This is a genomic window from Flavobacterium sp. Flavsp81 (assembly GCF_059491325.1).
This window is the reverse complement of the sequence record NZ_CP168505.1, coordinates 2296619-2320724: the sequence shown is the minus strand read 5'-3', so window position 1 is coordinate 2320724 and position 24106 is coordinate 2296619. Positions and strand designations below refer to the sequence as shown.

Genomic DNA, 24106 nt, shown 5'->3' with positions numbered 1-24106 from the left:
CCAATTAATACAATGAAAATCCTTCGTGTTATTTCATCAATGCACCCTAGTAACGGTGGCCCATGTCAAGGGATTCGTAATGCTATACCTTATTTTCAAAAAGAAGGAATTACAACTGAGGTGGTTTGTATGGATGATGAGAATAGTAATTATCCAGTAACTGATGGTTTTACTATTTATAAAGTTGGTAGTGGTAAAACTTCTTATCAATATCAGCCGGAGTTATTAAAATGGTTGAAAAATAATATTTTAAAGTATGATTTTGTTATTGTCCACGGGCTTTGGCAGTATCATAATTTGGCAGTTTACAAAACAATAAAATTACTGAAGAAGCAAAATCTAAAAACTCCAAAAGTAATCATTATGCCTCATGGTATGTTGGATCCTTATTTTCAAAAAACTCCTGAAAGAAAATGGAAAGCATTGAGAAATAAATTAGTTTGGTCTTTTATAGAAAAAAAATGTATTAACAACGCTGACACTGTCTTTTATACCTGCGAAGAAGAATTGAGATTGGCAGCTACTACTTTTAAGGACTATAAACCTAAAAAAGTCTTTAATGTGGGATATGGTATCCAGGCACCCCCTGAAAATAATCTTAGTTTTAAAGAAGAATTTTATAAAGCCTGTCCTGAAATCAAAAACAGGAAATATATACTTTTTTTGAGTAGGATTCACCAAAAAAAAGGTGTGGATTTATTAATAGATGCATATAATGAATTAAGTAAGGAAACTCATTATCTGCCTGATTTAATTATTGCAGGACCTATAGAATCAGATTATGCTCAAGAGATGATTCGTTTATCAACTGAAAATTCAAAGATACATTTTTCCGGAATGTTAACAGGCAATGCAAAATGGGGTGCTTTTTACAATTGTGAAGCTTATTTATTGCCAAGTCATCAGGAAAATTTTGGGATTGCCATTGTTGAAGCTATGGCTTGTAAAAAACCGGTTTTAATCACAAAACACATCAACATTTGGAAGGAGATTTGTGAAGGAGGAGGAGGATGGATTGCCAGTTTGGAAGAAAAAAATGATTTAAAAAATGTTCTTTCAGATTTAATGAAGCAATCAGAAGCTGAATTATCAGAAAAAGGAGATAAAGCTTATGGTACTTATCAAAGCAAATTTGATATTCGATCCTGTGCTAATAACTTTATTAAAACATTAGAATTTATATAATGGAAATTCCCAAGTATATTGATACAATTCCTAAATCAGATAAGATTTATAGACTAATTTGGCGTATAACTTCGTTATTTTTATTCAAGCCGTTTTCATTACCTATTTTTAATAGCTGGCGTGTTTTTTTATTGAAACTTTTTGGTGCAGACATAGGTAAATATTGCAATATATATGCTTCGGCCTATATACCTTCTCCAAGAAATCTAAGCATGGGCATTCACTCTACATTAGGTCCTGGAGTACAGCTGCATTTTGGAAAAACAATTATAGGGAAAAAGGTAACTGTTTCTCAAAGAACTTATTTGTGTAGTGCTACACACGAAACGAATTCTTTAAATCTACCTTTTGTTGCAGGAGAAATAATAATTAAAGATTTTGTATGGATTGCGGCTGAAGTATTTATAATGACCAATACAGTAATTGGTGAAGGTGCTATAGTTGGTGCCAGGTCTGTTGTTGTAAAAAATGTAGAACCATGGACAATTGTTGGCGGAAATCCAGCTAAGTGTATTAAAAACAGAATATTAACGGATTGATTTATTCGTTAGAATTATCTCTATATAATAATTATGATTTCAATACTTATTCTTACTAAAAACGAAGAGCGGGATTTACCAGGTTGTTTAGAATCAGTATCATGGAGTGATGATATACATGTGTTTGATTCCTTTAGTGAAGATCAAACAGTAATAATTGCCAAACATGCTGAGGCAATAGTTACACAACGTGTTTTTGATGGATATGCTTCACAAAGAAATGCCTCTCTGAATTTAAATTTTAAATACGATTGGGTTTTTATTTTAGATGCAGATGAACGAATTCCTCAAGAGTTAGTTCCAAAGTTATTAGAAAATGTAAATTTTGCTGATAAAAATACAGACGGGTTTAGAATAAGGCGTAAAGATTATCTGGGTAGTACTTGGTTAAAGTATTCTCAAATTTCACCTTTTTATATTCGTCTTGTTCGCATAGGGAAAGCTCATTATCATAGAGAAATAAATGAAGTCTTATTGGTCGAAGGTAAAGTTGAAGATATCGATGGATATTTCGATCATTACCCTTTTTCCAAAGGATACAGTCATTGGTTGGATAAACATAATAGTTATTCTACAATGGAGGCTAAAAGATGGTTGGAAGAACAAACAGGTAACGAGAAATTTTCATTAAAAAAAGCAATTTTTAATAAAGATTTTTCGGAAATGCGATACCATCAAAAAGGATTGTTTTACAAATTACCCGGACGTCCTTTAATAAAATGGTTTTATATGGTAGTAGTAAGAAGAGCATTTTTAGATGGAAGTGCCGGTTTAACTTATGCTACATTACAATCCATTTATGAATATTTTATTGTTCTGAAAAGTAAAGAGTTGCTCCGTCAAAAAAAATAAAATAATTTTTCTTAACTAATCATAATTTATGAAGGTTTCCGTTATTACAGTGTGTTACAATCGAAAAGCAACCATAGAGCAATCAATAAAAAGTGTTTTGTATCAGGACTATACTAATATAGAATATATTGTTGTTGATGGAAACTCTTCAGACGGAACTAAGGATATCATTGAATCTTATTCTGATCAAATTAGTCAATATGTTTCTGAACAGGATAATGGAATGTATGATGCCATTAATAAAGGATTAAGTATGGCAACCGGAGATATAATAGGATTAATGCATTCGGATGATGTTTTTTATGATACTACGGTAATTTCTAAAATAGCAGAAGTTTTTAAAAATAATCCTGATACGGATGCTGTATATGGAAATGGGATTTATGTTACCAATGATGAGGAACAGAAAATAGTAAGAAACAGGATTGGTGGTGAATATGATTATAAAAGACTAAAAAAAGGATGGCTGCCATTACATCCTACAGTTTACATCAGAAAATCAATTATAGAACAATATGGAAAATATAATTTAGACTTTAAAATTGCCTCCGATACAGAATTTTTATTGCGTTATCTGTTCAAACATAAAATAAACATGACTTATCTCAATTCTTATATCGTAAAAATGAGAATGGGAGGTTTAAGTACAAACTATAAAAGAGCGTTTGAAGTATTAAAAGAAGATTATAATATTTACAAATTCCATCAGATATCAGGTATAAAAGCAGTTTTTCAAAAAAAAATATTAGCCTTAATACAATACGTAAAAAAGTAATTTGTTATGATAAATAGTAAAAATATTTTTTAGGCTTATGAAAATTTTAGATGCATTATCACGTCATCGTTTTTCCCGCTATTTTAAACTTTTGTTTGTAGTTTGGGATGTAATTCTATTAAATTTTTCGATTATATTATCTTCCTGGTTACGATTTGGCAATTTGGATAAACTTTTTCTTAAAGAAGTGCAGGCAGTGTCATTTTTATCTAATTTAATTTGGATTGGATTGCTGTTACGTAATGATTCATATCGTATCGTGCGAATAGAACCATTAGAATCTATTTTGAAACGAACTACGAAAAAATTTATATTTCACATTGCAATAATTACTTTTTTTGTGCTTTTTTTAAAATACTCGCAGATTTCCCGTCTTCGGTTGCTTTACTTTTATTCTATTTTTTTCTGTTTATTGATGTTTTCACGGTTTTCATTAATGGAACTTTTAAAATATATACGGGCTAAAGGATATAATTTTAAAAATGTTATTATAATCGGAGCCAACGATGCAGGTGAACGAATTCGTAAAACATTATCAAAAGATTTAACTTATGGATATCGTTTTTTAGGGTTTTTTGATGAAAAAGTTGATCCATTTGCTTTTATATCAGCCCCTGTATTAGGAGGATTTGATGACATAGAAAAATATGTATGTACACATCAGATAGATGAAATGTATGTTGCTTTGCATATTGATAATGTGAGTGTAATTCATAATTTAATACAAATTTGTGAACATCATATGATACGTATTAAGTTTATTCCTGATTTTCAATTGTATACTAAATCGAGCAAAGTAGAAATTTCTTTCTATGACAATACACCTGTATTGATGTTTCGTACAGAACCACTAGAATATACAGTAAACAGATTATTAAAAAAAGGATTTGATATTGTTTTTTCTTCTGCAGTCATAATATTAATTTTTCCATGGTTGTTTCCAATAATAATGATTCTGATTAAAATAGAGTCCCCGGGACCAATTTTTTTTAAGCAGGAACGTTCAGGCCGTGATAATGAATCTTTTTTTTGTTGGAAATTCAGAAGTATGCGGGTAAATAAGCAGGCAGATGATTTGCAGGCAGGAAAAGGGGATGAACGTATAACCAAATTTGGTGCTTTTATTCGTAAAACGAGTATTGACGAATTGCCACAATTTTTTAATGTTTTTTTGGGTGATATGTCGGTAGTAGGACCCCGGCCTCACATGGTAAATCATACCAAGCAGTATACCGACTTAATAGGTAATTATTTAGTGCGTCAGTATACTAAACCGGGTATCACAGGTTGGGCTCAGGTTAATGGCTACCGTGGGGAAACCAAAGAGCTTATTGATATGGAAAACAGAGTAGAATATGATATTTGGTATATAGAAAATTGGAGTATCATATTAGATATAAAAATAATCATTAAAACTGTTATTAATGTATTTAAGGGTGAAGAAAATGCTTATTAATGATTAAATTCAATATATTAGATTATAATGAAAAAATGAATTAATATTTGATATCAAGTTTAATTTCAAATATTTACGTAAAAAAATGACTTAATTACTAATAATAATCAAAAGACCAAATAATAAAGGATTCCTTATATTTGTTTTATAAAAATCACTATTCTAATGAATTTAAATTTTTCCTGTTTTATAAAAACAATCAATTTTTGTGTACTGTTATTTTTGTGTTTTTCATGCGCTTCCAGAAAAGATATCGTATACTATCAAAATATTGATGGAATGAATGCTCAGCAAAATGCAAATTCTTATGAAGTAAAAATTCAGCCCGATGATTTATTGATGATTATAGTTTCAGCAGAAGATCCTGAAATTGCTATTCCTTTTAATTTAACATCGGTTACAATCCCTAATACAGCTAATTTACAGGCAGCGGTAGGCCAGCAGACTCTCCAGTCCTATTTGGTAGATAGGAACGGAAATATTGAATTTCCTGTTTTAGGGAAACTACAGGTAGGAGGTTTAAGCAGAACAGAAGTACTACAGCTTTTGAAAGACAAAATTGCAGTTTATATAAAAAATCCAATTATTAACCTGCGGATTATAAATTTTAAAGTCTCTTTGCAGGGTGAAGTCAATATGCCTGGAACATATTCCGTTCCTTCTGAAAGAGTTACTTTGATTGAAGCTCTAAGTATGGCAAAAGACCTAACTATATATGGCAAAAGAAATAATATTTTAGTTGTGCGTGAAATTAATGGTGTAAAATCATATAACAGGGTAGATATTACAAAAGCAGATTTTATCAGTTCGCCTTTTTACTATCTGGCGCAAAATGATGTTATATATGTAGAGCCTAATAAAACCAAAGTAAATGCGGCAGCTGTAGGGCCTAATACTTCTGTTATTATATCAGCGGTTTCGATTTTAATATCGCTTTCCGTTCTGATTTTTAAATAAAACTGAATAAAAAAAAGAAAAATGCAAGATTTTTATAATGAAGTTGTAGAAGATGAAATCAATGAAGTAAATCTTCGCGAACAACTGGATAAATATTTAATTCACTGGAAATGGTTTATTTTAAGTGTATTACTCTGCTTAATTTTAGCGTTTTTATATTTGCGATACACTACACCAAATTATGAGGCAAGTACTTCTATATTGGTGAAAGATGAAAAAAAAGGAGGCATGCTTTCTGAATTGTCTGCTTTTTCAGACTTAGGATTGAGTGGTGGTTCCGTAAACAATGTTGATAATGAGATTGAAGTTTTGAAGTCAAGAACTTTAGTTGAATCTACAGTAAAAAAATTGAATTTAAATATTAGCCTATTAGTTGAAGGTAATGTAGTAAATCGGGATATTTACGGAGGGGAATCTATAAACGTTTATTTTCTAAATAAAACAGAATTATTCGAGGAGGCTAATACAATTTTAAAATTTGATTTATTATCCGATGGCGCTTTCAAATTAGAAAATGAAATAAAAGAGGGTAATGGAATGGAAAAACTTATTCTAACCTCTAATGAGCAATTTAAGTTTGGTGAAAAAATACCGACCCGTTTAGGAATATTGATTATTGAAAAGACTGCATTCTATAAAAAAAATACGATTGAAAAAGATAAATCAATTCAAATCATAATTAGTCCGCTGGAGAATGTAACAGCAAGTTTTAGAAACAGATTAAAAGTAGAGCCAATAAGTAAAACCAGTAGTGTAGTTAATGTATCGATTACGGATCCTGTTCAAAGAAGGGCTGAAGACTTTCTGGATAATATGATTCAGATCTATAATGAAGATGCTGCAGAAGATAAAAATTTTATTTCTGAGAATACTTCAAAGTTTATTGCCGGTCGATTAACATTAATAACACAAGAATTAGGCGAGGTAGAACAAGATGTAGAGAGTTTTAAAAAAACGAATAGATTAACAGACATCGAATCAGAAGCCAAACTTTTTATTGAAGGCTCAAATGAATACGATAAAAAAAGTGTTGAAACTGAAATTCAATTGAATGTAGTTTCATCATTATTGGATTTTATAAAAAAAAGCACCAATGCTGATTTACTGCCAACCAACATTATTACGGATAATGGAGATGCCGGGGGATTGATTACTTCTTATAATCAGTTGGTTTTAGATCGTAACCGAATTTTGAAATCGGCTACGACTGAAAATCCTTCGGTTATAAAACTGGACCAGCAAATTTCGTCATTAAAAGCAAATGTAGCTGCAAGCTTAAAAAGAATGCAGTCTAATCTGCAGATTCAAAATCGGAACTTAAAAAGTCAGGAAGGTATTTTGAATAATAAAATTGGTAAAATTCCGGTTCAGGAGCGTCAGTTCAGAGTAATTGCCCGTCAACAAAAAGTGAAAGAAGAATTGTATTTGTATTTGTTGCAAAAACGTGAAGAAACTGCTATTTCATTAGCTGCTACCGAGCCTAATGCACGTGTAATTGATGTGGCAAAAGCAAATAAAATGCCAGTGAGTCCAAAGAAAAGAGTTATTTACCTTGCAGGATTATTAATAGGATTACTAATTCCTTTTGGAATTATTTATGGACATGATTTATTAGATACGAAAATCAAAAGCAGATTGGATTTAGAAGGCAAAACACAAATTCCTTTTATTGGAGATGTGCCAACCTCTTTAGATACTGGTGAGCTGATAAAAACGGAAAGCAGAAGCAGTTCTGCCGAAGCGATACGGATTGTTAGAACCAATCTTGAGTTTATGCTCAATAAAGCGGAAGAAGGAATTGCTAAAACTATTTTTGTGACTTCTACTTTTCCTGCTGAAGGGAAAACGTTTATTTCTGTAAATCTTGCTGCAACTTTTGCCTTGTCCGGAAAAAAAGTATTATTGATAGGAATGGATATTAGAAATCCAAAGCTTGCTGAATATATGAATGTTCCGGATTTGGGGTTAACTAATTATTTGTCAACAAAAGATACTAATATTAATGATTATGTTATTAAGCATGTTGATTATGAAAATTTCTTTATATTGCCTTCAGGTGTGATTCCTCCTAATCCTGTTGAACTCTTGATGAATAAAAGGGTAGATCAGCTTTTTGAAACATTAAAAAAAGAATACGATTATATTATTGTAGATACTGCTCCTGTAAGTATGGTAGCAGACACTTTATTAATAGCAAAATATGCGGATACATTTGTATACGTAATGCGTGCCAATGTTTTAGAGAAACGTATGTTGTCTATTGCAAATACCTTTTATAGAGAAAAAAAATTGCCTAATATGTGTATAGTACTTAACGATACCGATTCTAATAAAGGCTATGGTTATGGCTACGGTTATGGCTACGGCTACGGAGTTCAGGTAGAGAAAAAACCATGGTATAAGAAATTCAAAATCTGAAGTTAGGAGTCTTAGAAATTTTTAGAAAAACAAAAAACGGTTCAAATAAAATATTTGAACCGTTTTTAGTATTTGCCTAAAAGTTATAATGTTAGAATTTAAAAAATTGATTGTTACTTATGATTTCTTTTAATGAAGTCAGGGAATTCACTTTTATTTTTTGTTCAAATGCAGCTATATGATTATTATGGTGTACATCGCTGCCTACAAAATCATACATCCCTTTCTTTAAAAGCTGTTCTGAAATTTTGGTAATTTCTCCACCATAATAGCCAACTACAGCCAATAAGTTTAGTTGAAACAGACAACCTGCTTTTTTTAATTTTTCGTATTCATTGAAATTTTTATGATAAAACAAGTATCTTTCAGGATGTGCTAAAACAGGAATATATCCCGCAACTTGTAAATCAAATAATATTTTATATAATTGTACAGGGGCATTCATGTATGACATTTCTACCAGCACATAATTATCCTTTAGTGGAAGTAGTTTTTCAGTTTTAAAATGCTTTTCAAACCAGTCATCCATAAAGTACTCTGCAGCAACCAGAAATGGTTTTTTAATATTGTTTTCAGATAATAAAATCGTTGTGTTTTTATGATTGTCAAGAATAGCCTGAGGAGAGTTATCCCAAATATAATGACTGATATGCGGTGTTGTAATGAATTGCGAAATACCAATTGTTTCAAATGCCCTTGCTAACCTAATCGTGTCTGATATAGTTTTTGCACCATCATCAATTCCGGGTAATAAATGAGAATGTATATCGACATAATCGTCGGTTATAAGGTCTTTTAGGTAAGGTTTGGGTTTTAAAAATGATAACATAGCTACAAAAATAAAGAAATTGACAGTAATATCGAATATAATAGTTAAAAGATTTAAATTGTAATTTTATTTATATCAATTTTTAAATAAAATTACTTTATTGCTGCATATTAAAAAACAAGAAAAATTAAATTTAAAATTTGATATTGTTAAAAATGATTAATCTTTACGATTAGGTTTAGTAGAAAATTTTTTTAACTTTCCTTCCAAAAAACAATATATATTACATGCAATTATCTGTTATTATTCTCAATTATAATGTGCGTTACTTTCTGGAACAATGTGTTTTAAGTGTCCAACAGGCACTTTTTGAAATTGAAGGGGAAATTATTGTTGTTGATAATAATTCGACAGATGATAGCTGTATGATGATGAAAAGTAGATTTCCTGAAGTGAAGCTGATTCAAAATAATGAAAATTCAGGATTTCCAAAAGGCAATAATATTGGAGTCGAACAAGCAAAGGGAAAGTATATTTGCATTCTTAATCCTGATACTGTTGTTGCAGAAGATACGTTTTCTAAAATCCTGGCTTTTGCAGAACAACAAATCGATCTTGGTATAATAGGCTGTAAACTCATTGATGGAACAGGTAATTTTCTTCCTGAAAGTAAACGTGGTATTCCGACCCCGTGGGTAGCTTTTACGAAGATTTTCGGATTATATAAAATTTTTCCAAACGAGAAACTTTTTAATAAATATTATGCACAGCATCTCACAGAAAATCAAACGGGAGAAGTCGATATTTTGGTAGGCGCTTTTATGCTTATGCAGCGCAAATTATATCTGGAAATAGAAGGCTTTGATGAAAAATGTTTCATGTATGCTGATGATATTGATTTATCATATTTAGTTTTGCAAAAACAAAAGAAGAATTATTATTTTCATGAAACGACAGTCATACACTATAAAGGTGAAAGTACTGTAAAAGATGAAAAATACATGAAACGTTTTCAGGAAGCAATGGAGTTTTTTTATCAAAAGCATTTCAGGAAATCGCTGTTCTTTTCAGTTTTTATAAAAATAGGAATTATCTTTTTTTCGTTTATAAAAATGTTTCAGGGAAAACCAAAAGTAAGTTCATTACCGGAAAGTTATATTTTGTATTCTTCAAATATGATTTTGTTTGATAAATTGACAGCGATTTTAAAAAATAAAGTGCTCATTTTCGATTTCAAAAAAGAAAAAATGGTAAATTCGTCCCTTATTTTGAAGGATAAAAGAGTCGAAATTATTTTGGATAATCAATATATTTCATTCAAAAAATGTATAGAAATCTTAGAAACTCTTAAAGATAAGAGCATTACTTTTAAAATTTTCCCTAAAATGACCAATTTTATCATTGGAAGTAATTCTAAAAATGAACAGGGTGAAGTAATAAAAATGGAATAAAAATTATGTTTTATGTAATTTATGTCTAAAATATTCATTAATTTCGCAATCTGAAAACCAAAATCACCTTTTAGGCTAATAATATGGCAAGATTTGAATTAAAGCTTCCCAAGATGGGAGAAAGTGTCGCTGAAGCAACTATTACAAACTGGTTGAAAGAAGTTGGAGACAGAATTGAAGCTGATGAAGCTGTACTGGAAATAGCAACTGATAAGGTTGACAGTGAAGTGCCAAGTGAAGTATCCGGGATTTTAGTTGAACAATTATTTGGAAAAGATGATTTGGTTCAGGTAGGCCAAACAATTGCTGTTATTGAAACAGAAAGTGATGGGTCATCATTACTGGTTGATAAGATAATTGAAGAACCATCTATCTCGAATGAAGTAGCTGAAATTGAAAAAACAATTGAAGTTGCAAAAGAAATAACTTCAATTCCTCAGGATTTTTCTAATTCAGAGAAATTCTTTTCTCCGCTGGTAAAGAATATCGCTAAGGAAGAAGGTATTTCTGTTGCTGAGTTAGAAAGTGTTTCCGGTTCAGGAAAGGAAGGACGTGTTACAAAAGAAGATATTTTAAAATATATTGAAAGTCGTAAATCTAATATTGTAAAGTCGGCTGTTATTCCTGAAGTAGTCGAAGCAAAAGTTCCAAAAAGCCAGCAAGTTGTTCCTGTTTCTGTAAATGGTGAAGATGAAATTGTTGAAATGGACAGAATGCGTAAACTAATTTCAGGTTATATGGTGGCTTCGGTTCAAACTTCGGCACACGTACAGTCGTTTATTGAAGTTGATGTTACCAATATTGTAAAATGGAGAGACAAAGTTAAAACCGCTTTTGAAAAAAGAGAAGGTGAAAAACTGACTTTTACACCAATCATGATGGAAGCTGTTGCAAAAGCATTAAAAGATTTTCCGGGAATGAATATTTCTGTTGAAGGCGATTATATTATAAAAAAGAAAAATATAAATTTAGGAATGGCTGCTGCTTTGCCTAACGGAAATTTAATTGTTCCTGTAATTAAAAATGCAGATCAGTTAAACCTTGTTGGAATGGCAAAGGCAGTAAATGATTTAGGTAACCGTGCAAAGGCCGGAAAGTTAAAACCGGATGATACACAAGGCGGAACTTATACAGTGACAAATGTGGGTGGTTTTGGCAGTGTTTTCGGAACGCCAATTATTAACCAGCCGCAAGTGGGTATTCTGGCTTTGGGAGCTATTCGTAAAGTGCCTGCCGTTATCGAAACACCTGATGGAGATTTTATTGGAATTCGCCAAAAAATGTTCTTGTCGCACTCTTATGATCATAGAGTTGTAGATGGCGCTTTAGGTGGCAGTTTTGTAAAACGTGTGGCAGAATATCTTGAGGCTTTTGATGTGGACAGAGATTTCTAAAATTATATAAAATGTATTTTCAAAACCGGCAAATTTTAAACTTGCCGGTTTTTTTATTTTTATTAATAAACATTAATGAAAAGAATAAATTTAACAGTCGATTACAGTAAATAAATTTGTGATAATTCGGCTATAAAAATTACATTTGTAGCATTCAAAAACTATAAAATGGAACTCAAACTTAGCAAGCCAATCTGCTTTTTCGATTTAGAAACAACAGGGATTGATATCGGAAAAGACAGAATCGTAGAAATCTCAATATTTAAGGTTTTTCCAAACGGAAATAAAGAAAGTAAAACTTGGTTAGTGAATCCAACAATTCCGATTCCACCTCAGACAACAGCAGTTCATGGGATTACTGATGAAAAAGTAGCCAATGAACCAACTTTTTCGGCATTGGCTCCACAAGTTTATAATATGATTAAAGACAGTGATTTGGCAGGTTTTAATTCAGATCGTTTTGATATCCCCTTATTAGCCGAAGAATTGCTTCGTGCAGGAGTTGATTTTGATATGAAAAATAAAGTTTCGGTAGATGTACAGACTATCTTTCATAAAATGGAAGAACGTACTTTAAGTGCTGCTTTGAAATTTTATTGTGGAAAAAGCTTAGAAAATGCTCATTCTGCAGAAGCGGACACAATGGCGACTTATGAAATTCTAAAAGCGCAGCTGGACCGTTATCCGGAATTAGAAAATGATATGAAATCATTGTCGGAATTTACAACCCGCAAAAAAATTGCTGATTTTGCCGGAATGATTGCTTTTGATAAAGATAATGAAGAAATTTTCACCTTCGGAAAACACAAAGGTGCAAAAGTAGAGAAAGTATTAGAATCAGAACCGGGATATTTCAGCTGGATTCAAAATGCTGATTTTCCTTTATATACCAAAAAAGTTTTGACAGCAATTAAGTTAAGGAAGCTAAATACAAAGTAAGCTGATAGTTGTTTGTTGATAGTGTTTGCTGACAACTGACAATTGATGACCAACATAAAAAAAATGAAGATAATCTGTATAGGCAGAAATTATGCCGATCATATTGAAGAATTAAAAAATGAAAAGCCCGCTGAGCCAGTAATTTTCATGAAGCCCGATTCTGCAGTTTTGTTAAAGCAGTATCCGTTTGTAATTCCTGAATTTTCAGAGGATATTCATCATGAAATCGAAATTATTGTTAAAATTAATAAAGTAGGAAAATATATAGAGCCAAAATTTGCTCACAAATATTATGATGAAATTAGTGTGGGCATAGATTTTACCGCTCGTGATTTACAAACAAAGCTGAAAGAGAAAGGATTACCCTGGGAAAAAGCTAAGGCATTTGATGGTTCAGCTGTTATTGGGGATTTTTTGCCTAAGACAGTTTTTAGTTCCATAGAAAATCTTACTTTTGAATTGACAAATAATGGAGAAACTGTTCAAAAAGGCAATACCGATCTTATGCTTTGGAAAATAGACGAACTTATTTCGTTTGCATCACAATATTTTACATTGAAAATAGGGGATGTTATTTTTACAGGAACACCCGCAGGGGTTGCCGCAGTTAAGCCAAATGATGTTTTGGAAGGCTTTTTAGAAAATAAAAAATTATTTAGAATACAAGTAAAATAATGGCATTAAAATATAATTTATCAAAAGTATACGCCCTTTCAGATAATGATTCAGAATTTGTAAATGAAATTCTGAGATTATTTGTTACCGAAGTCCCGGAGGATTTAAGACAAATAAAAGAAGGGATCAAGAAAAAAGACCACAAACATGCATATTCTTATGCACATAAAATAAAACCGACACTTGATTTAATGGGGCTTAATGTGGCTTTTGAGGAGATTTTACAAGTTGAAGCCTGGACAAAGGCAGAAGGCAAAAAAAAGGAAATTGTAGAAACTTTTAAAAGCATAAAAACACAAGTTAAAGAGGCTATAAAAGAAATAAAGAAAGACTTTGATTTGTAATTTGGGTGTAACCCATTTTTGTCCTTTTTTAAATTTGGTCAAAAATTGGGTCGGGTCATCCACTATATCTTTTGTTTCTGAAGATTAATTTAATGAGATGTCTCCTTTGTTACAAAAGGATGCCGTTTCTACCCCTCACGCAAATCGAGCAACGAGAACCTTCTTTTTAAATAATGACTTGCATTCTGTAAGTAAAATAAGTTAATGATATGAAAGTAGTAATCATTACAATTGGAGATGAAATTTTAATTGGGCAAATTGTTGATACAAATTCCGGTTTTATTGCTAAATCACTTGATCGCATTGGAGTTGAAGTAACTGAAATGATTTCAATAAGCGATAATAAAAAACACATTTTAGACACTTTTGCTCAACTTCAGAATAAAGTTGATGTTGTAATTGTTACCGGAGGATTAGGGCCTACAAAAGATGATGTTACTAAAAAAACATTTTGTGATTACTTTAATGATGAATTAGTAGTTGATCCAAAAGTTTTGGCCCATGTAACACAGTTGATAGAAGGTTATTTTAAAAGGCCAATTACGCAAATAAACAAGGATCAGGCGTTGGTTCCGTCTACGTGTACCGTTCTTCATAATCAGGTAGGTACTGCGCCGGGTATGTGGATGAAAAAAGAAAATACGGTGTTTGTTTCGCTTCCGGGAGTTCCTTTTGAAATGAAATATTTGGTCGAAAACGAAATAATTCCAAAAATAGTCCGCGAATATAAACGTCCGTATATTATTCATAAAACAATTTTAACTTATGGACAGGGTGAGAGCCTAGTTGCAGAGCGTATTGAGAATTGGGAAAATAACCTGCCTGATTTTATTAAATTGGCCTATTTGCCAAATCCCGGAAGAGTACGATTGCGATTAACGGCAAGAGGGACTAATAAAGAGGAATTAGATGCGGCTATTGAGGCCAATGTGCAATCCCTGGATGCTATAATTCACGACATAATAGTTGGTTTTGACGACGATGAAACAATTGAAGTAGTTGTTGGAAAAATGCTTGCAAAGCAAAATAAAACAATTTCAACTGCAGAAAGTTTTACAGGTGGAAAAATTGCTTCGGCTTTGTCTGCTGTCCCGGGAGCTTCAAATTATTTTAAAGGCAGTGTAATTTCATACGCAACCGAAACTAAAGTTAGTGTACTTGGGGTTTCACAAGAATTAATTGATCAATATTCGGTAGTAAGCGCGCAGGTTGCTTCAGCTATGGCCTTGAATGTGAAAAAGATACTTAAAACCAACTATGCAATTGCGACAACTGGGAATGCCGGACCAACAAAAGGAGATTCAGATGCTGAGATTGGTACTGTTTTTATTGCTTTGGCAACTCCGGATGATATAATTGTTGAAGAATTTAATTTTGGTCAACCACGTGAGAAAGTGATAGATAGAGCCGTTATTAAGAGTTTGGAAATATTACAGAAAGAAATTTTAAAAAATGTGCATTAATTTTTTGCTACAATCGTTTATTTTTCTTTTCTTTGCACCCTGATTTTGAATAACGATAAAAGATAAGTATAATGTCAAGAGTTTGTGACCTTACAGGTAAAAGAGCGATGGTAGGAAATAACGTTTCTCACGCTATGAACAAAACTAAGAGAAAATTTTCTGTAAACTTAGTTAAAAAGCGTTTTTATCTTCCAGAAGAAGATAGATGGATTACTCTTAGAGTAGCAGCATCTACGATAAAAACAATTAATAAAAATGGAATTTCTGCAGTTTTGAAAAAAGCGCAGTCAGAAGGATTTATCAAATAATCTTTTCCTAAATAAATATATAGCAAGATGGCAAAGAAAGGTAATAGAATCCAGGTAATTTTAGAATGTACTGAGCACAAGACTACTGGTGTTGCAGGAACTTCAAGATACATCACTACAAAGAACAAAAAAAATACTCCGGACAGATTAGAGATTAAAAAATTTAATCCAATCTTGAAAAGAGTAACTGTTCACAAAGAAATTAAGTAATAATTAGAGGTTTGATAAATCTCAGATGGGAACATTTGTTTTTTATTAATTTCAATAACATTTGAATCATGGCAAAGAAAACCGTAGCATCGTTACAAACAGCTTCTAAGAGATTATCAAAAGCCATCAAAATGGTAAAATCTCCAAAAACTGGTGCATATACATTCGTAGAATCTATTATGACTCCTGAAGAAGTTGATACTTTCTTGAAAAAGAAATAATAACAATCACAGCATATAGAAAAGCTACTTTCATTCCGAAAGTAGCTTTTTTATTTTTATATTTGTTTAAAATTTAAAGAAGCATAGCAAATTGGCTTTGTTTAAATATGGTTTCCCGCTTTTCACTTCAATCTTTTATTCTGAACTCCAGAATAAAAGGATTTTCGCTGCAATCGGGGCTAAGTAAAACAATTGGCTTTCTTTAAAGATTAGGATTTCAGATCTAAAAAATCTAGAAGTCTAACAATCTAAATAATCTACAAAAAAATGAGTTTTTTTAAAAAATTATTCTCTACCGATAAAAAAGAGACTTTAGACAAAAGTCTTGAAAAATCAAAAACAACTTTTTTCTCAAAGTTAAGCAAAGCTGTAGCCGGAAAATCTAAAGTCGATGATGATGTTTTAGATAATCTTGAAGAAATTCTTGTTGCTTCAGATGTTGGAGTAAACACCACTTTGAAAATCATTACCCGAATTGAAAAAAGAGTGGCCGAAGACAAATACTTAGGAACAGAAGAATTAAACCAGATTCTTCGTGACGAAATAGGTGCTCTATTATCTGAAACCAATAGAGGGGAAGCAACTGAATTCGAAATTCCTAAAGATAAAAAACCATATGTTTTAATGGTTGTTGGTGTTAATGGAGTCGGTAAAACAACTACAATCGGTAAATTGGCTTATCAATTTAAAAAGGCTGGTTATAAAGTAGTTTTAGGAGCTGCAGATACTTTTCGTGCCGCAGCTATCGATCAATTGCAGATTTGGGCAGATCGCGTTGATGTACCAATCGTAAGACAAAATATGGGAAGTGATCCTGCTTCGGTAGCTTTTGATACTTTACAGTCTGCTGTAGCACAAAATGCAGATATTGTTATTATTGATACTGCCGGACGTCTTCATAATAAAATCAATTTAATGAACGAACTTACCAAAGTAAAACGTGTCATGCAGAAAGTCGTTGCTGATGCCCCGCATGATGTACTTTTGGTTTTAGATGGTTCAACCGGTCAGAATGCTTTTGAGCAGGCCAAACAATTTACTGCAGCTACAGAGGTAACTTCTCTTGCTGTAACTAAATTGGACGGAACGGCGAAAGGTGGTGTTGTAATTGGTATTTCAGACCAGTTCCAGATTCCTGTAAAATATATTGGAGTTGGTGAAGGCATTGAAGATTTACAGGTCTTTAATAAATATGAATTTGTAGATAGTTTCTTTAAATAATATCAGAATGAGTTTTTCTTCTTTAAAAAATATAACGCCTGTTACTTTCTATTTCGCAAGCGTTATAAGTTTTGTTTTAGCAAATGTATTAAAAGATAAAAGTTTATCTTTTTACTATGTTTTATTGATTTTAGGCTTGGCGTTCTTTTTTATGGGGATGTTAAAAAGAATTCGTACTAAACGATAGTTACTGATACAAAGCGCTAATTTTCTCCCATAAAGTTTTGTCAAAATCGGATAGTGCAAGGTTGACATTGTCAGCAGCATCACCCATTCTGATGATTACCATATTTTTGCTTGGTACAACATAGATTTTCTGGTCATTTTTACCCAATGCCATAAACATATCGTTTGGTGCGGTTGGAATAATGCTTCCCGGCAAAGTGAGTTGAGATTGCGGTAAATGATAATTTGCTTTTCCGTTTAACCACCATAAATAGCCATATCCTAAATTAATACTTTGTGAAGTATTTGTAGCTTCAGTAAAGTAATTTTCATTTAGGATAATATTGTTTCCCCATTTTCCTTTATTGAGCATCAAAAGTCCAAAGCGGGCCATACTTCTTGATGTACTTGCATAAACGCTATTATTATCAATTTGTACCCAAGTACCATTCATGCCAATTTTATCTCTTAATTTGGTGTTGAAATAATTTTGCCAGGTTTGTCCGCTAGCCTGCGCAACGACATCTTGTAACTTTACATATACATTATGATATGCCCAGCGTGTTCCTGCATTGGCTTTGTAAATTAGGCTGGCCGGATCTACATCATCTGTGCTGTCATCCAGTCCAGAAGTCATATTGAGTAAATTTTTGCATGTAATCAGGTTTTCCTGAGCAGTTGTTTCGCTAGTCCATCCCTGACCAATATAGTCTGAAACCTTATTGTTGATGTTAATAAAACCTTCTTGCTGTGCAATTCCTGTAATTGTAGAGGTTAATGTTTTTCCCGCGCTTGCCCAATACCAATTTGTAGTTGCCGAATGGCCGTTGAAATAATTTTCTAAAACGATTCGTCCATTTACTAAAACAATAAATGACTTTGAATGTTTGAGTTCTAAATAATCTAAGAGTGGCTGTACGGCATTTTGATTCCATTTTAGGTCTGAAATTGATTGTGTTTCCCAGATAGTTCCTGTTACTGGAGGGAAATACATTGTTTGTGTGGGAGTTGAGTCATCTTCGGAAGTTTCTTTGCTGCAACTGATAAAACTTAAAATAATCATCAGCTTAAAAATAGTTTTGGTCATGTTTTTAGATTTTTGGTTTGGGCTTTGACCAAAAATATGTAAAATAGTTTAATGGCTTTTGTTAATTTTTATTTCTTTTGAATCTTTATAAGATTAACTTTGTCGTTCACGAATATTCTTTCGAATACCGGAACCTAGCCCTGATGGAAGCGACATCCTTTTATGGTCTCGTTTTTTTCTAACGAGACCATAAAAGATACAGTCGGACAGCAGGAAACAGCTGCTTCCTTCGACTTCGCTCAGGATGACAAACGGCTTCGTTTAGAATGACAGTTATTGAATTTTAATATAATAAATATGAAAAACACTTTTATGATTTTGGTTTTGTCGCTTTTGTTTGTGGGCTGCAAACAGAAAATTAAACCGACAGATATTGCAAAATTGAATGGTTATTGGGAAATTGAAAAAGTAGTTTTTGATAAAGGCGAGAAAAAAGATTATGGTATGAATGAAAGCTTTGATTTTTTTAAGATGAAAGGGAATACAGGAATTAGAAAGAAGGTTATGCCACAATTCGATGGAACTTTTTTAACTGGTAATTCTTTTGAAAATGTATCGGTTCGATTTACAGATAAAGGAACTTTTCTGGATTATAAGACAGCTTACGCGAAGTGGAGTGAGGAATTAATTTCGATTTCGGATGAAACATTTGTGGTGAAAAACGATCAGAATAAGGAATATCATTATAAAAAAGCAGGACCAATAAATTTATTAGAAGATGGCAAAAAGACTAAATAATCAGAGCACGATTGGAGATGTGCTGCAGCAGATAATTCAGGTGAATAAATTGCAGCCCGGAATGGATCAGATTGATGTAAAAGATGCCTGGAGACAATTGATGGGAAACGGGGTAAATACGTATACTAAAAATGTTGTTTTGAAAGGAAGCACGCTGTATGTTGAGCTTGGATCGGCGGTCTTAAGAGAAGAATTGAGTCACGGAAAATCTAAAATTGTAAAAATGATTAATGAAGAATTGGGACGTGAAGTGGTGAAAGATGTTGTACTGCGTTAGTTTTGATTTTGAAAAGACTAATTTTAGTAAGTTTTATTGTAAAAATAAAAAAAAACACTTCTGTATTAGAAGTGTTTTTTTATAATACATTTGGGCACAAAGTTTTTTTTTACTAAAAAAAAACATGTTTCATTAATAACCTAAAAATAAATTTAACAAACAATGAAAAAAGTATTACTTATTCTTACCGTATTATTGGCTTTAAGTAGTCATTCTCAAAACAAAAAAGTTGCTGTTGTTGCTTTTTACACTGATAAAACAATTGATCTGTCTGATTTAGGTTTAGGACTTGTTGCAGCGGTTACAGATCTTGGCAGCAGTCCGGACTTTAATCTTAGTCCTATTTTAGAGAAATATCACAATGCTTTTTTTACTGTTTATTCTAAAAAATTTCCATTTGATTTAATTCCGGAAAACGAAGTGACCCAAAAACAGGAATACATTGATTTTACTCCAAAATTTGCGAGAGAAGGAGATGCAGGGAAAACTATAATTAATTACCCTGGATATAAATATATTTATGAAGGAGCAAATGGTGAAGCAAATGAAGTAGGAACTGCGACTATTTTTAAAGATGTTGCAGATGGTGTTTTGTTTACTGAAATTCATTTTGCTTTACAAAAAGGATTTGCCGTGGCCGGAACCGGAACCGTGAAAATGAGAGCGTATGCCAGAATTGCTTTGTATGATAAAACCGGAAAAAAAGTATTTGCTTTTAATGAAGGAGCAAATTCTAAAAAAACAGGTGCTATCGTAGGTGGAGTTCCTGTTTTAAGCCCTGAAAAAGTACTTCCTATGTGTGAAAGCGCTTTAGAAGAACTTTTAAAAGATTTAGATGAAAAAATTGCTAAACTTGTTAAAAAGACAGACGGCAAACTTTAATAATATGCAATTAAAAAAAATCCATTTCAATTGAAATGGATTTTTTTTGTTTAGTTTCACAAAGTTCAGCGATTTGAACTCTAAAACCATAATTAGAACTGCTCTCTACCGGCAAAATGGAATGCACTCTCGATTGCAGCATTTTCATCGCTGTCAGAACCGTGAACTGCATTTTCTCCGATAGAAGTTGCGTATGCTTTACGAATAGTTCCTTCAGCAGCTTCAGCCGGATTTGTAGCTCCAATTAAAGTTCTGAAATCTTCTACTGCGTTATCTTTTTCTAAAATTGCAGCAACAATTGGTCCGCGTGACATAAATTCAACTAATTCTCCGTAGAATGGTCTTGCAGCGTGTACAGCATAAAATGCCTGAGCATCAGCTACAGTTAATTGAGTTAATTTTAATGAAACGATTTTGAAACCTCCATTAGTAATCATTGCTAAGATGTTCCCGATATGTCCATTTGCAACAGCATCCGGCTTAATCATTGTAAAAGTTCTATTTGTTGCCATTTTTTTGCGTTTTTTAAATTTTGTGCAAAAGTAGGTTTTTTTATGAATTGATTTTAATAAATTCATAATTAAAACTTCATGAAATGATGTTATGACAATTAAACCTTGAAAATAAGTTTATTTTTGTAGAATATCCATAAAATGAATGTCCAGATTCCGACATAAATTAAAGCTTCGGCAAATGAAGCTATCATTGGATTACTGAAAAAAGGCGCGATATCGTAACGATACAGATAATTTAAAAGATTAATTTCTTTACCGGCTTTATGAGGGTTTTCAAATTGAATCATTACCAATGCCTGTGGGATAATCTGTGAAGCGAAAAACACAATCATCGGGTTTACACCCCAGATTAAAAACAATTTGAATCCTTTTTTATATTCGGCAATGTCAATTATAAAATATAAAACAGACAAAGTGGTTGCAGCTAATCCTGTTGTGTACAATACATAACTACTTGTCCAGACTGATTTGTTTATTGGGAAAACAATATTCCAGAGTAATCCGGCAATAATTAATGCTGTTCCGATCAACGCTATTTTTTTAGCGATCTCTATTTTAGCGATTTTAAGAAATAGTAATTGTCCGATTAATAAACCAATGATTCCGTTTACTATTGATGGAATTGTACTTAGAATTCCTTCCGGATCCCATGTTTTGGTTTCGTGGTACATATGACCTTTAAGCAGAATACTGTCGAGCCATGAAGCCAAATTGGTTCCTTTTTCCAGATTCGCTTCTCCGATTCCAGGAACGGGAAACAAGGTCATAACTGCCCAATATCCTAATAATAAAACAATTCCGGTTATGATTTGTGTTTTTTGAGATGTTTTTAGGTATAATAACGAAACAACAAAATAAACAATAGCAATTCGTTGTAAAACCCCCGGAAGACGTACATCCTGATAAGCTTCGATTCCGCTATAAGCTAAAAAGAAATAAATTGTTAATATTGAGAAAGCAAATATGTTTTTGAGTTTTAAACTGAAATTACCCATTAAAGCATATCCGACAGCAATTGTAATAATTAATCTGAAAATAAGAAGCGGAATTCCTTCTAAACCCAAAAGCTGTATTTTTTCGAAGAAATTAAAGAAGATTCCCAAACATAACATTCGCAAAGAACGAATCAGAATTTTATTGAAAGTCGTGTCGTCATATACCTTATCGGGCATCGCAAGCGGAATTGCAACTCCCATAATAAAAATAAAAAACGGAAATACTAAGTCTGTTAACGTACAGCCATTCCATTCGGCATGTAAAAGTGGAGGGAAAACATGGCCCCAATCTCCAGGGTTGTTGACAATTGTCATTAATAAAATAGTGAGTCCACGAAAGACATCTAGCGAAATTAAGCGTTCTTTTACCATTGATTTTGGGTAAATTGATTAGTTAATAATTTTTAAAAGTCGCTATTTGGTTTAGGAACAATAATTTCAGGATCAGGTGGTTATTTATCCTGAAATTATCGCTGTATCACATAATTATATTGTTATGATTGAAAAATTAGTTTCTAAAGGTCTTAATTTTTGAGTTAATAATGGAATCAGTTGTTCTCCTTTTTCTAAATAAAATTCTGAAAAATTAGCTTGACGCTCCTGTAAACTGTTATTTGGGAATAATTCGCATTGTAAATCTGTAATTCGGTCTAATTGATCTTTTAATTTTCTTTTTTGAGCTTTTAACAGACGTTTTTCAAGATTTTCCAAGCCTTTAGTCTGTTTCACGTGCTGAGCTTTTACAGCTCCGGTAAATGATTTATCGGTTTTTTGAGCTAACTCAAATAGATATTCAAATTGTTTTTCAAGAACTTCTTTTTGAGGGGTTAAGTCAATTGGAAATTCTGAAATTTTATGTGTTATGGCATTTACCAAATCGCTTGGTTTGGTAAATAAGTCTTTCCAGCTTAAACCTAATTGATCTGCTTTTTTAGCTTGTTTTTCGGTGGCTAAGAGAACTGAATTTCGAATCAAAATAATAGGAAATGTAATATTTACAGCCTCAAAAAAAGATTTTAGTTCCAGCCAATAAGCAATTTCCCCGCCTCCGCCAATGTAACATAAATTTGGTAAAATAATTTCCTGATATAATGGACGCATAATCACATTTGGGCTGAATTTCTCCGGATTACTTTCCAGTAATTTTAGGATTTCTTCTTCTGAGAATGAAGTTTTGGTATTGTTGACGATGAACTTATCATTTTCAAAAATTATTCGTTCACGTAAATTATCTTCAATATAAAATAAATTGATTTCACGAGGATTTACCTGAACAGTATAATCTTTTAGTTTTTCAATAGTTTCCTGAACGGCTTTAAAAGAAGTTTGTTCTAATAACTCTTCTTTTATATAAGGAATAAAAGCACGTTTTAAGTCGGCGTTATCTGCATCTACAATAACTAAACCTTGCGATGCAAATAAATTGTCCGCTAAAAATCGAGTTGCATCGGCAAGAGTATCATGTTTTAAATAGGAGTCTTCAAAAAGCTTTTTCAATGTATTCGCATTTGTACTCGCTCCTAATTCTAAAGCATAGATATCGAAAAATTCAGCTAGTCCTTCTGTTGAAAGCCTTCCAACAGGACCATTACTTTCAGTATTCCACCTGAATTTTTTTCCTTTAAAGTTAAAATAATTAATTTCTTCGAAATCGTGGTCTTCGGTTGCCATCCAATAAATTGGAACAAAATTATAGGCAGGGTATTTCGATTTTAATTCTTTGGTAAGATTAATGGTCGATATGATTTTATAAAGAAAATATAAAGGTCCGCTAAAAAGATTTAATTGATGTCCGGTTGTAACCGTAAACGTATTTTCGGATGCTAAAAGTTCAATATTTTGTTTGGTTAAATCTGAAATTTCAATTGAGGAATAGTGCTCTTTTAAAACAGAAACTAGCGGAATTCGGTTTTGATTATTAAAATTCTGCTTTTTTTCGGTGATTTGTTTTTCAAAGTTTTCCAGCGTTGGAAAATTATTATATAGCGGTTTTAAGTCCGATTTTTGTTCTAAATAATCATGTATCAAAGTAGAAAAATATCCTGAGTTTTGGTAGCTGATACAGTCGGTAGGCATAATTTTGGGTTTATTTTGATAGCTGTAAATTTAATGAAAATATGTAGTCAAAAATGGTTTTAACGATTGCTTATGATTTGAATTTTATTTTTCGTTGTAAGTGATTGTAAATCAATGATTTTTAAGTGTTGTTTGAAAATATTTCAATATTAACTTGTTTATTAGGAAAATATTTTACAAAATTTGCCTCAGAA

At 32.0% G+C, this 24106-nt stretch carries 25 protein-coding genes; 20 read left to right on the top strand and 5 right to left on the bottom strand.

What is annotated here, in order from left to right; all coding sequences use genetic code 11:
- The first annotated feature begins 12 nt into the window (after nt 1-12).
- From ACEN92_RS09405 to ACEN92_RS09375, 7 genes are all read left to right on the top strand, one after another.
- Nucleotides 13-1185: a glycosyltransferase gene (locus ACEN92_RS09405; protein WP_495642108.1), complete on the top strand. Its 1173-nt coding sequence runs from the start codon at nt 13-15 to the stop codon at nt 1183-1185.
- Nucleotides 1185-1724 (top strand): LbetaH domain-containing protein, encoded by a 540-nt coding sequence (locus tag ACEN92_RS09400; RefSeq protein ID WP_495642107.1) that lies wholly within the window; start codon nt 1185-1187, stop codon nt 1722-1724. Before ACEN92_RS09405 ends, ACEN92_RS09400 begins: the two co-directional genes overlap by 1 nt.
- Nucleotides 1725-1757: 33 nt before the next feature.
- On the top strand, nt 1758-2576 hold the full coding sequence (locus tag ACEN92_RS09395; RefSeq protein ID WP_495642106.1) for a glycosyltransferase family 2 protein: 819 nt from the start codon (nt 1758-1760) through the stop codon (nt 2574-2576).
- Between the two features lie 28 nt (nt 2577-2604).
- Nucleotides 2605-3351, top strand: a complete 747-nt coding sequence (locus ACEN92_RS09390; RefSeq protein ID WP_495642105.1) for a glycosyltransferase family 2 protein — start codon at nt 2605-2607, stop codon at nt 3349-3351.
- Between the two features lie 37 nt (nt 3352-3388).
- Nucleotides 3389-4807, top strand: coding sequence for an undecaprenyl-phosphate glucose phosphotransferase (locus ACEN92_RS09385; RefSeq protein ID WP_495642104.1), 1419 nt, complete (start codon nt 3389-3391; stop codon nt 4805-4807).
- A gap of 165 nt (nt 4808-4972) precedes the next feature.
- A complete protein-coding gene (locus ACEN92_RS09380; protein ID WP_495642103.1) occupies nt 4973-5764 on the top strand; it encodes a polysaccharide biosynthesis/export family protein in 792 nt (263 codons plus the stop codon).
- A 21-nt stretch (nt 5765-5785) separates the two neighbouring features.
- Nucleotides 5786-8182 carry a GumC family protein gene (locus tag ACEN92_RS09375; protein WP_495642102.1) on the top strand — a complete coding sequence of 799 codons (2397 nt, stop codon included), beginning with the start codon at nt 5786-5788 and terminating at the stop codon, nt 8180-8182.
- Between the two features lie 91 nt (nt 8183-8273).
- On the opposite strand, the gene ACEN92_RS09370 is transcribed toward ACEN92_RS09375, so the two are convergent.
- Nucleotides 8274-9011 carry a tyrosine-protein phosphatase gene (locus ACEN92_RS09370; RefSeq protein WP_495642101.1) on the bottom strand — a complete coding sequence of 246 codons (738 nt, stop codon included), beginning with the start codon at nt 9009-9011 and terminating at the stop codon, nt 8274-8276.
- A 227-nt stretch (nt 9012-9238) separates the two neighbouring features.
- Between ACEN92_RS09370 and ACEN92_RS09365 the strand changes: the two genes are divergently transcribed.
- The 10 genes from ACEN92_RS09365 (at nt 9239) to ftsY (ending at nt 17177) form a co-directional block, all read left to right on the top strand.
- Nucleotides 9239-10402, top strand: coding sequence for a glycosyltransferase family 2 protein (locus ACEN92_RS09365; RefSeq protein ID WP_495642100.1), 1164 nt, complete (start codon nt 9239-9241; stop codon nt 10400-10402).
- Between the two features lie 83 nt (nt 10403-10485).
- Nucleotides 10486-11796 carry a dihydrolipoamide acetyltransferase family protein gene (locus ACEN92_RS09360; RefSeq protein ID WP_495642099.1) on the top strand — a complete coding sequence of 437 codons (1311 nt, stop codon included), beginning with the start codon at nt 10486-10488 and terminating at the stop codon, nt 11794-11796.
- 168 nt (nt 11797-11964) lie between these two features.
- Complete coding sequence (locus tag ACEN92_RS09355; RefSeq protein ID WP_495642098.1) at nt 11965-12735, top strand: exonuclease domain-containing protein; 771 nt, start codon at nt 11965-11967, stop codon at nt 12733-12735.
- Between the two features lie 63 nt (nt 12736-12798).
- Nucleotides 12799-13410, top strand: a complete 612-nt coding sequence (locus ACEN92_RS09350) for a fumarylacetoacetate hydrolase family protein (RefSeq protein ID WP_495642097.1) — start codon at nt 12799-12801, stop codon at nt 13408-13410.
- Entirely contained in the window at nt 13410-13754 is a 345-nt protein-coding gene (locus tag ACEN92_RS09345) for an Hpt domain-containing protein (RefSeq protein ID WP_495642096.1), read from the top strand. The genes ACEN92_RS09350 and ACEN92_RS09345 overlap by 1 nt, the downstream gene beginning before the upstream one ends.
- Before the next feature lie 209 nt (nt 13755-13963).
- Nucleotides 13964-15217 (top strand): CinA family nicotinamide mononucleotide deamidase-related protein, encoded by a 1254-nt coding sequence (locus ACEN92_RS09340; protein ID WP_495642095.1) that lies wholly within the window; start codon nt 13964-13966, stop codon nt 15215-15217.
- 71 nt (nt 15218-15288) lie between these two features.
- Complete coding sequence (rpmB, locus tag ACEN92_RS09335) at nt 15289-15525, top strand: 50S ribosomal protein L28 (protein ID WP_007805815.1); 237 nt, start codon at nt 15289-15291, stop codon at nt 15523-15525.
- Nucleotides 15526-15552: 27 nt separating this feature from the next.
- Nucleotides 15553-15735 (top strand): 50S ribosomal protein L33, encoded by a 183-nt coding sequence (rpmG, locus tag ACEN92_RS09330; protein WP_007805817.1) that lies wholly within the window; start codon nt 15553-15555, stop codon nt 15733-15735.
- 68 nt (nt 15736-15803) lie between these two features.
- On the top strand, nt 15804-15956 hold the full coding sequence (locus ACEN92_RS09325) for a DUF4295 domain-containing protein (protein WP_264206378.1): 153 nt from the start codon (nt 15804-15806) through the stop codon (nt 15954-15956).
- Nucleotides 15957-16223: 267 nt separating this feature from the next.
- Nucleotides 16224-17177, top strand: a complete 954-nt coding sequence (gene ftsY, locus ACEN92_RS09320) for a signal recognition particle-docking protein FtsY (protein ID WP_495642094.1) — start codon at nt 16224-16226, stop codon at nt 17175-17177.
- A 187-nt stretch (nt 17178-17364) separates the two neighbouring features.
- On the opposite strand, the gene ACEN92_RS09315 is transcribed toward ftsY, so the two are convergent.
- On the bottom strand, nt 17365-18429 hold the full coding sequence (locus tag ACEN92_RS09315) for a serine hydrolase domain-containing protein (protein ID WP_495642093.1): 1065 nt from the start codon (nt 18427-18429) through the stop codon (nt 17365-17367).
- Between the two features lie 297 nt (nt 18430-18726).
- On the opposite strand from ACEN92_RS09315, the gene ACEN92_RS09310 reads away from it, so the two are divergent.
- The 3 genes from ACEN92_RS09310 to ACEN92_RS09300 all read left to right on the top strand — a co-directional run bounded on the left by ACEN92_RS09310 (nt 18727) and on the right by ACEN92_RS09300 (nt 20326).
- Nucleotides 18727-19167, top strand: a complete 441-nt coding sequence (locus ACEN92_RS09310; RefSeq protein WP_495642092.1) for a hypothetical protein — start codon at nt 18727-18729, stop codon at nt 19165-19167.
- Complete coding sequence (locus tag ACEN92_RS09305; protein ID WP_495642091.1) at nt 19148-19444, top strand: DciA family protein; 297 nt, start codon at nt 19148-19150, stop codon at nt 19442-19444. The genes ACEN92_RS09310 and ACEN92_RS09305 overlap by 20 nt, the downstream gene beginning before the upstream one ends.
- Before the next feature lie 162 nt (nt 19445-19606).
- On the top strand, nt 19607-20326 hold the full coding sequence (locus ACEN92_RS09300; RefSeq protein ID WP_495642090.1) for a hypothetical protein: 720 nt from the start codon (nt 19607-19609) through the stop codon (nt 20324-20326).
- A 92-nt stretch (nt 20327-20418) separates the two neighbouring features.
- Here the strand turns inward: ACEN92_RS09300 and ACEN92_RS09295 are convergent, their stop codons facing one another.
- The 3 genes from ACEN92_RS09295 to bshC form a co-directional block, all read right to left on the bottom strand.
- Entirely contained in the window at nt 20419-20838 is a 420-nt protein-coding gene (locus ACEN92_RS09295) for a nucleoside-diphosphate kinase (protein ID WP_056196211.1), read from the bottom strand.
- A 98-nt stretch (nt 20839-20936) separates the two neighbouring features.
- Nucleotides 20937-22208: an acyltransferase family protein gene (locus tag ACEN92_RS09290; protein ID WP_495642089.1), complete on the bottom strand. Its 1272-nt coding sequence runs from the start codon at nt 22206-22208 to the stop codon at nt 20937-20939.
- Between the two features lie 114 nt (nt 22209-22322).
- Nucleotides 22323-23912, bottom strand: coding sequence for a bacillithiol biosynthesis cysteine-adding enzyme BshC (gene bshC / locus ACEN92_RS09285; RefSeq protein WP_495642088.1), 1590 nt, complete (start codon nt 23910-23912; stop codon nt 22323-22325).
- Nucleotides 23913-24106 lie beyond the last annotated feature (194 nt).

Bases quoted from the DNA above. Each gene is read 5' to 3' on its own strand.
- ACEN92_RS09405 (WP_495642108.1), top strand. From the start codon at position 13: ATGAAAATCCTTCGTGTTATTTCATCAATGCACCCTAGTAACGGTGGC.
- ACEN92_RS09400 (WP_495642107.1), top strand. From the start codon at position 1,185: ATGGAAATTCCCAAGTATATTGATACAATTCCTAAATCAGATAAGATT.
- ACEN92_RS09395 (WP_495642106.1), top strand. From the start codon at position 1,758: ATGATTTCAATACTTATTCTTACTAAAAACGAAGAGCGGGATTTACCA.
- ACEN92_RS09390 (WP_495642105.1), top strand. From the start codon at position 2,605: ATGAAGGTTTCCGTTATTACAGTGTGTTACAATCGAAAAGCAACCATA.
- ACEN92_RS09385 (WP_495642104.1), top strand. From the start codon at position 3,389: ATGAAAATTTTAGATGCATTATCACGTCATCGTTTTTCCCGCTATTTT.
- ACEN92_RS09380 (WP_495642103.1), top strand. From the start codon at position 4,973: ATGAATTTAAATTTTTCCTGTTTTATAAAAACAATCAATTTTTGTGTA.
- ACEN92_RS09375 (WP_495642102.1), top strand. From the start codon at position 5,786: ATGCAAGATTTTTATAATGAAGTTGTAGAAGATGAAATCAATGAAGTA.
- ACEN92_RS09370 (WP_495642101.1), bottom strand. From the start codon at position 9,011: ATGTTATCATTTTTAAAACCCAAACCTTACCTAAAAGACCTTATAACC.
- ACEN92_RS09365 (WP_495642100.1), top strand. From the start codon at position 9,239: ATGCAATTATCTGTTATTATTCTCAATTATAATGTGCGTTACTTTCTG.
- ACEN92_RS09360 (WP_495642099.1), top strand. From the start codon at position 10,486: ATGGCAAGATTTGAATTAAAGCTTCCCAAGATGGGAGAAAGTGTCGCT.
- ACEN92_RS09355 (WP_495642098.1), top strand. From the start codon at position 11,965: ATGGAACTCAAACTTAGCAAGCCAATCTGCTTTTTCGATTTAGAAACA.
- ACEN92_RS09350 (WP_495642097.1), top strand. From the start codon at position 12,799: ATGAAGATAATCTGTATAGGCAGAAATTATGCCGATCATATTGAAGAA.
- ACEN92_RS09345 (WP_495642096.1), top strand. From the start codon at position 13,410: ATGGCATTAAAATATAATTTATCAAAAGTATACGCCCTTTCAGATAAT.
- ACEN92_RS09340 (WP_495642095.1), top strand. From the start codon at position 13,964: ATGAAAGTAGTAATCATTACAATTGGAGATGAAATTTTAATTGGGCAA.
- rpmB (WP_007805815.1), top strand. From the start codon at position 15,289: ATGTCAAGAGTTTGTGACCTTACAGGTAAAAGAGCGATGGTAGGAAAT.
- rpmG (WP_007805817.1), top strand. From the start codon at position 15,553: ATGGCAAAGAAAGGTAATAGAATCCAGGTAATTTTAGAATGTACTGAG.
- ACEN92_RS09325 (WP_264206378.1), top strand. From the start codon at position 15,804: ATGGCAAAGAAAACCGTAGCATCGTTACAAACAGCTTCTAAGAGATTA.
- ftsY (WP_495642094.1), top strand. From the start codon at position 16,224: ATGAGTTTTTTTAAAAAATTATTCTCTACCGATAAAAAAGAGACTTTA.
- ACEN92_RS09315 (WP_495642093.1), bottom strand. From the start codon at position 18,429: ATGACCAAAACTATTTTTAAGCTGATGATTATTTTAAGTTTTATCAGT.
- ACEN92_RS09310 (WP_495642092.1), top strand. From the start codon at position 18,727: ATGAAAAACACTTTTATGATTTTGGTTTTGTCGCTTTTGTTTGTGGGC.
- ACEN92_RS09305 (WP_495642091.1), top strand. From the start codon at position 19,148: ATGGCAAAAAGACTAAATAATCAGAGCACGATTGGAGATGTGCTGCAG.
- ACEN92_RS09300 (WP_495642090.1), top strand. From the start codon at position 19,607: ATGAAAAAAGTATTACTTATTCTTACCGTATTATTGGCTTTAAGTAGT.
- ACEN92_RS09295 (WP_056196211.1), bottom strand. From the start codon at position 20,838: ATGGCAACAAATAGAACTTTTACAATGATTAAGCCGGATGCTGTTGCA.
- ACEN92_RS09290 (WP_495642089.1), bottom strand. From the start codon at position 22,208: ATGGTAAAAGAACGCTTAATTTCGCTAGATGTCTTTCGTGGACTCACT.
- bshC (WP_495642088.1), bottom strand. From the start codon at position 23,912: ATGCCTACCGACTGTATCAGCTACCAAAACTCAGGATATTTTTCTACT.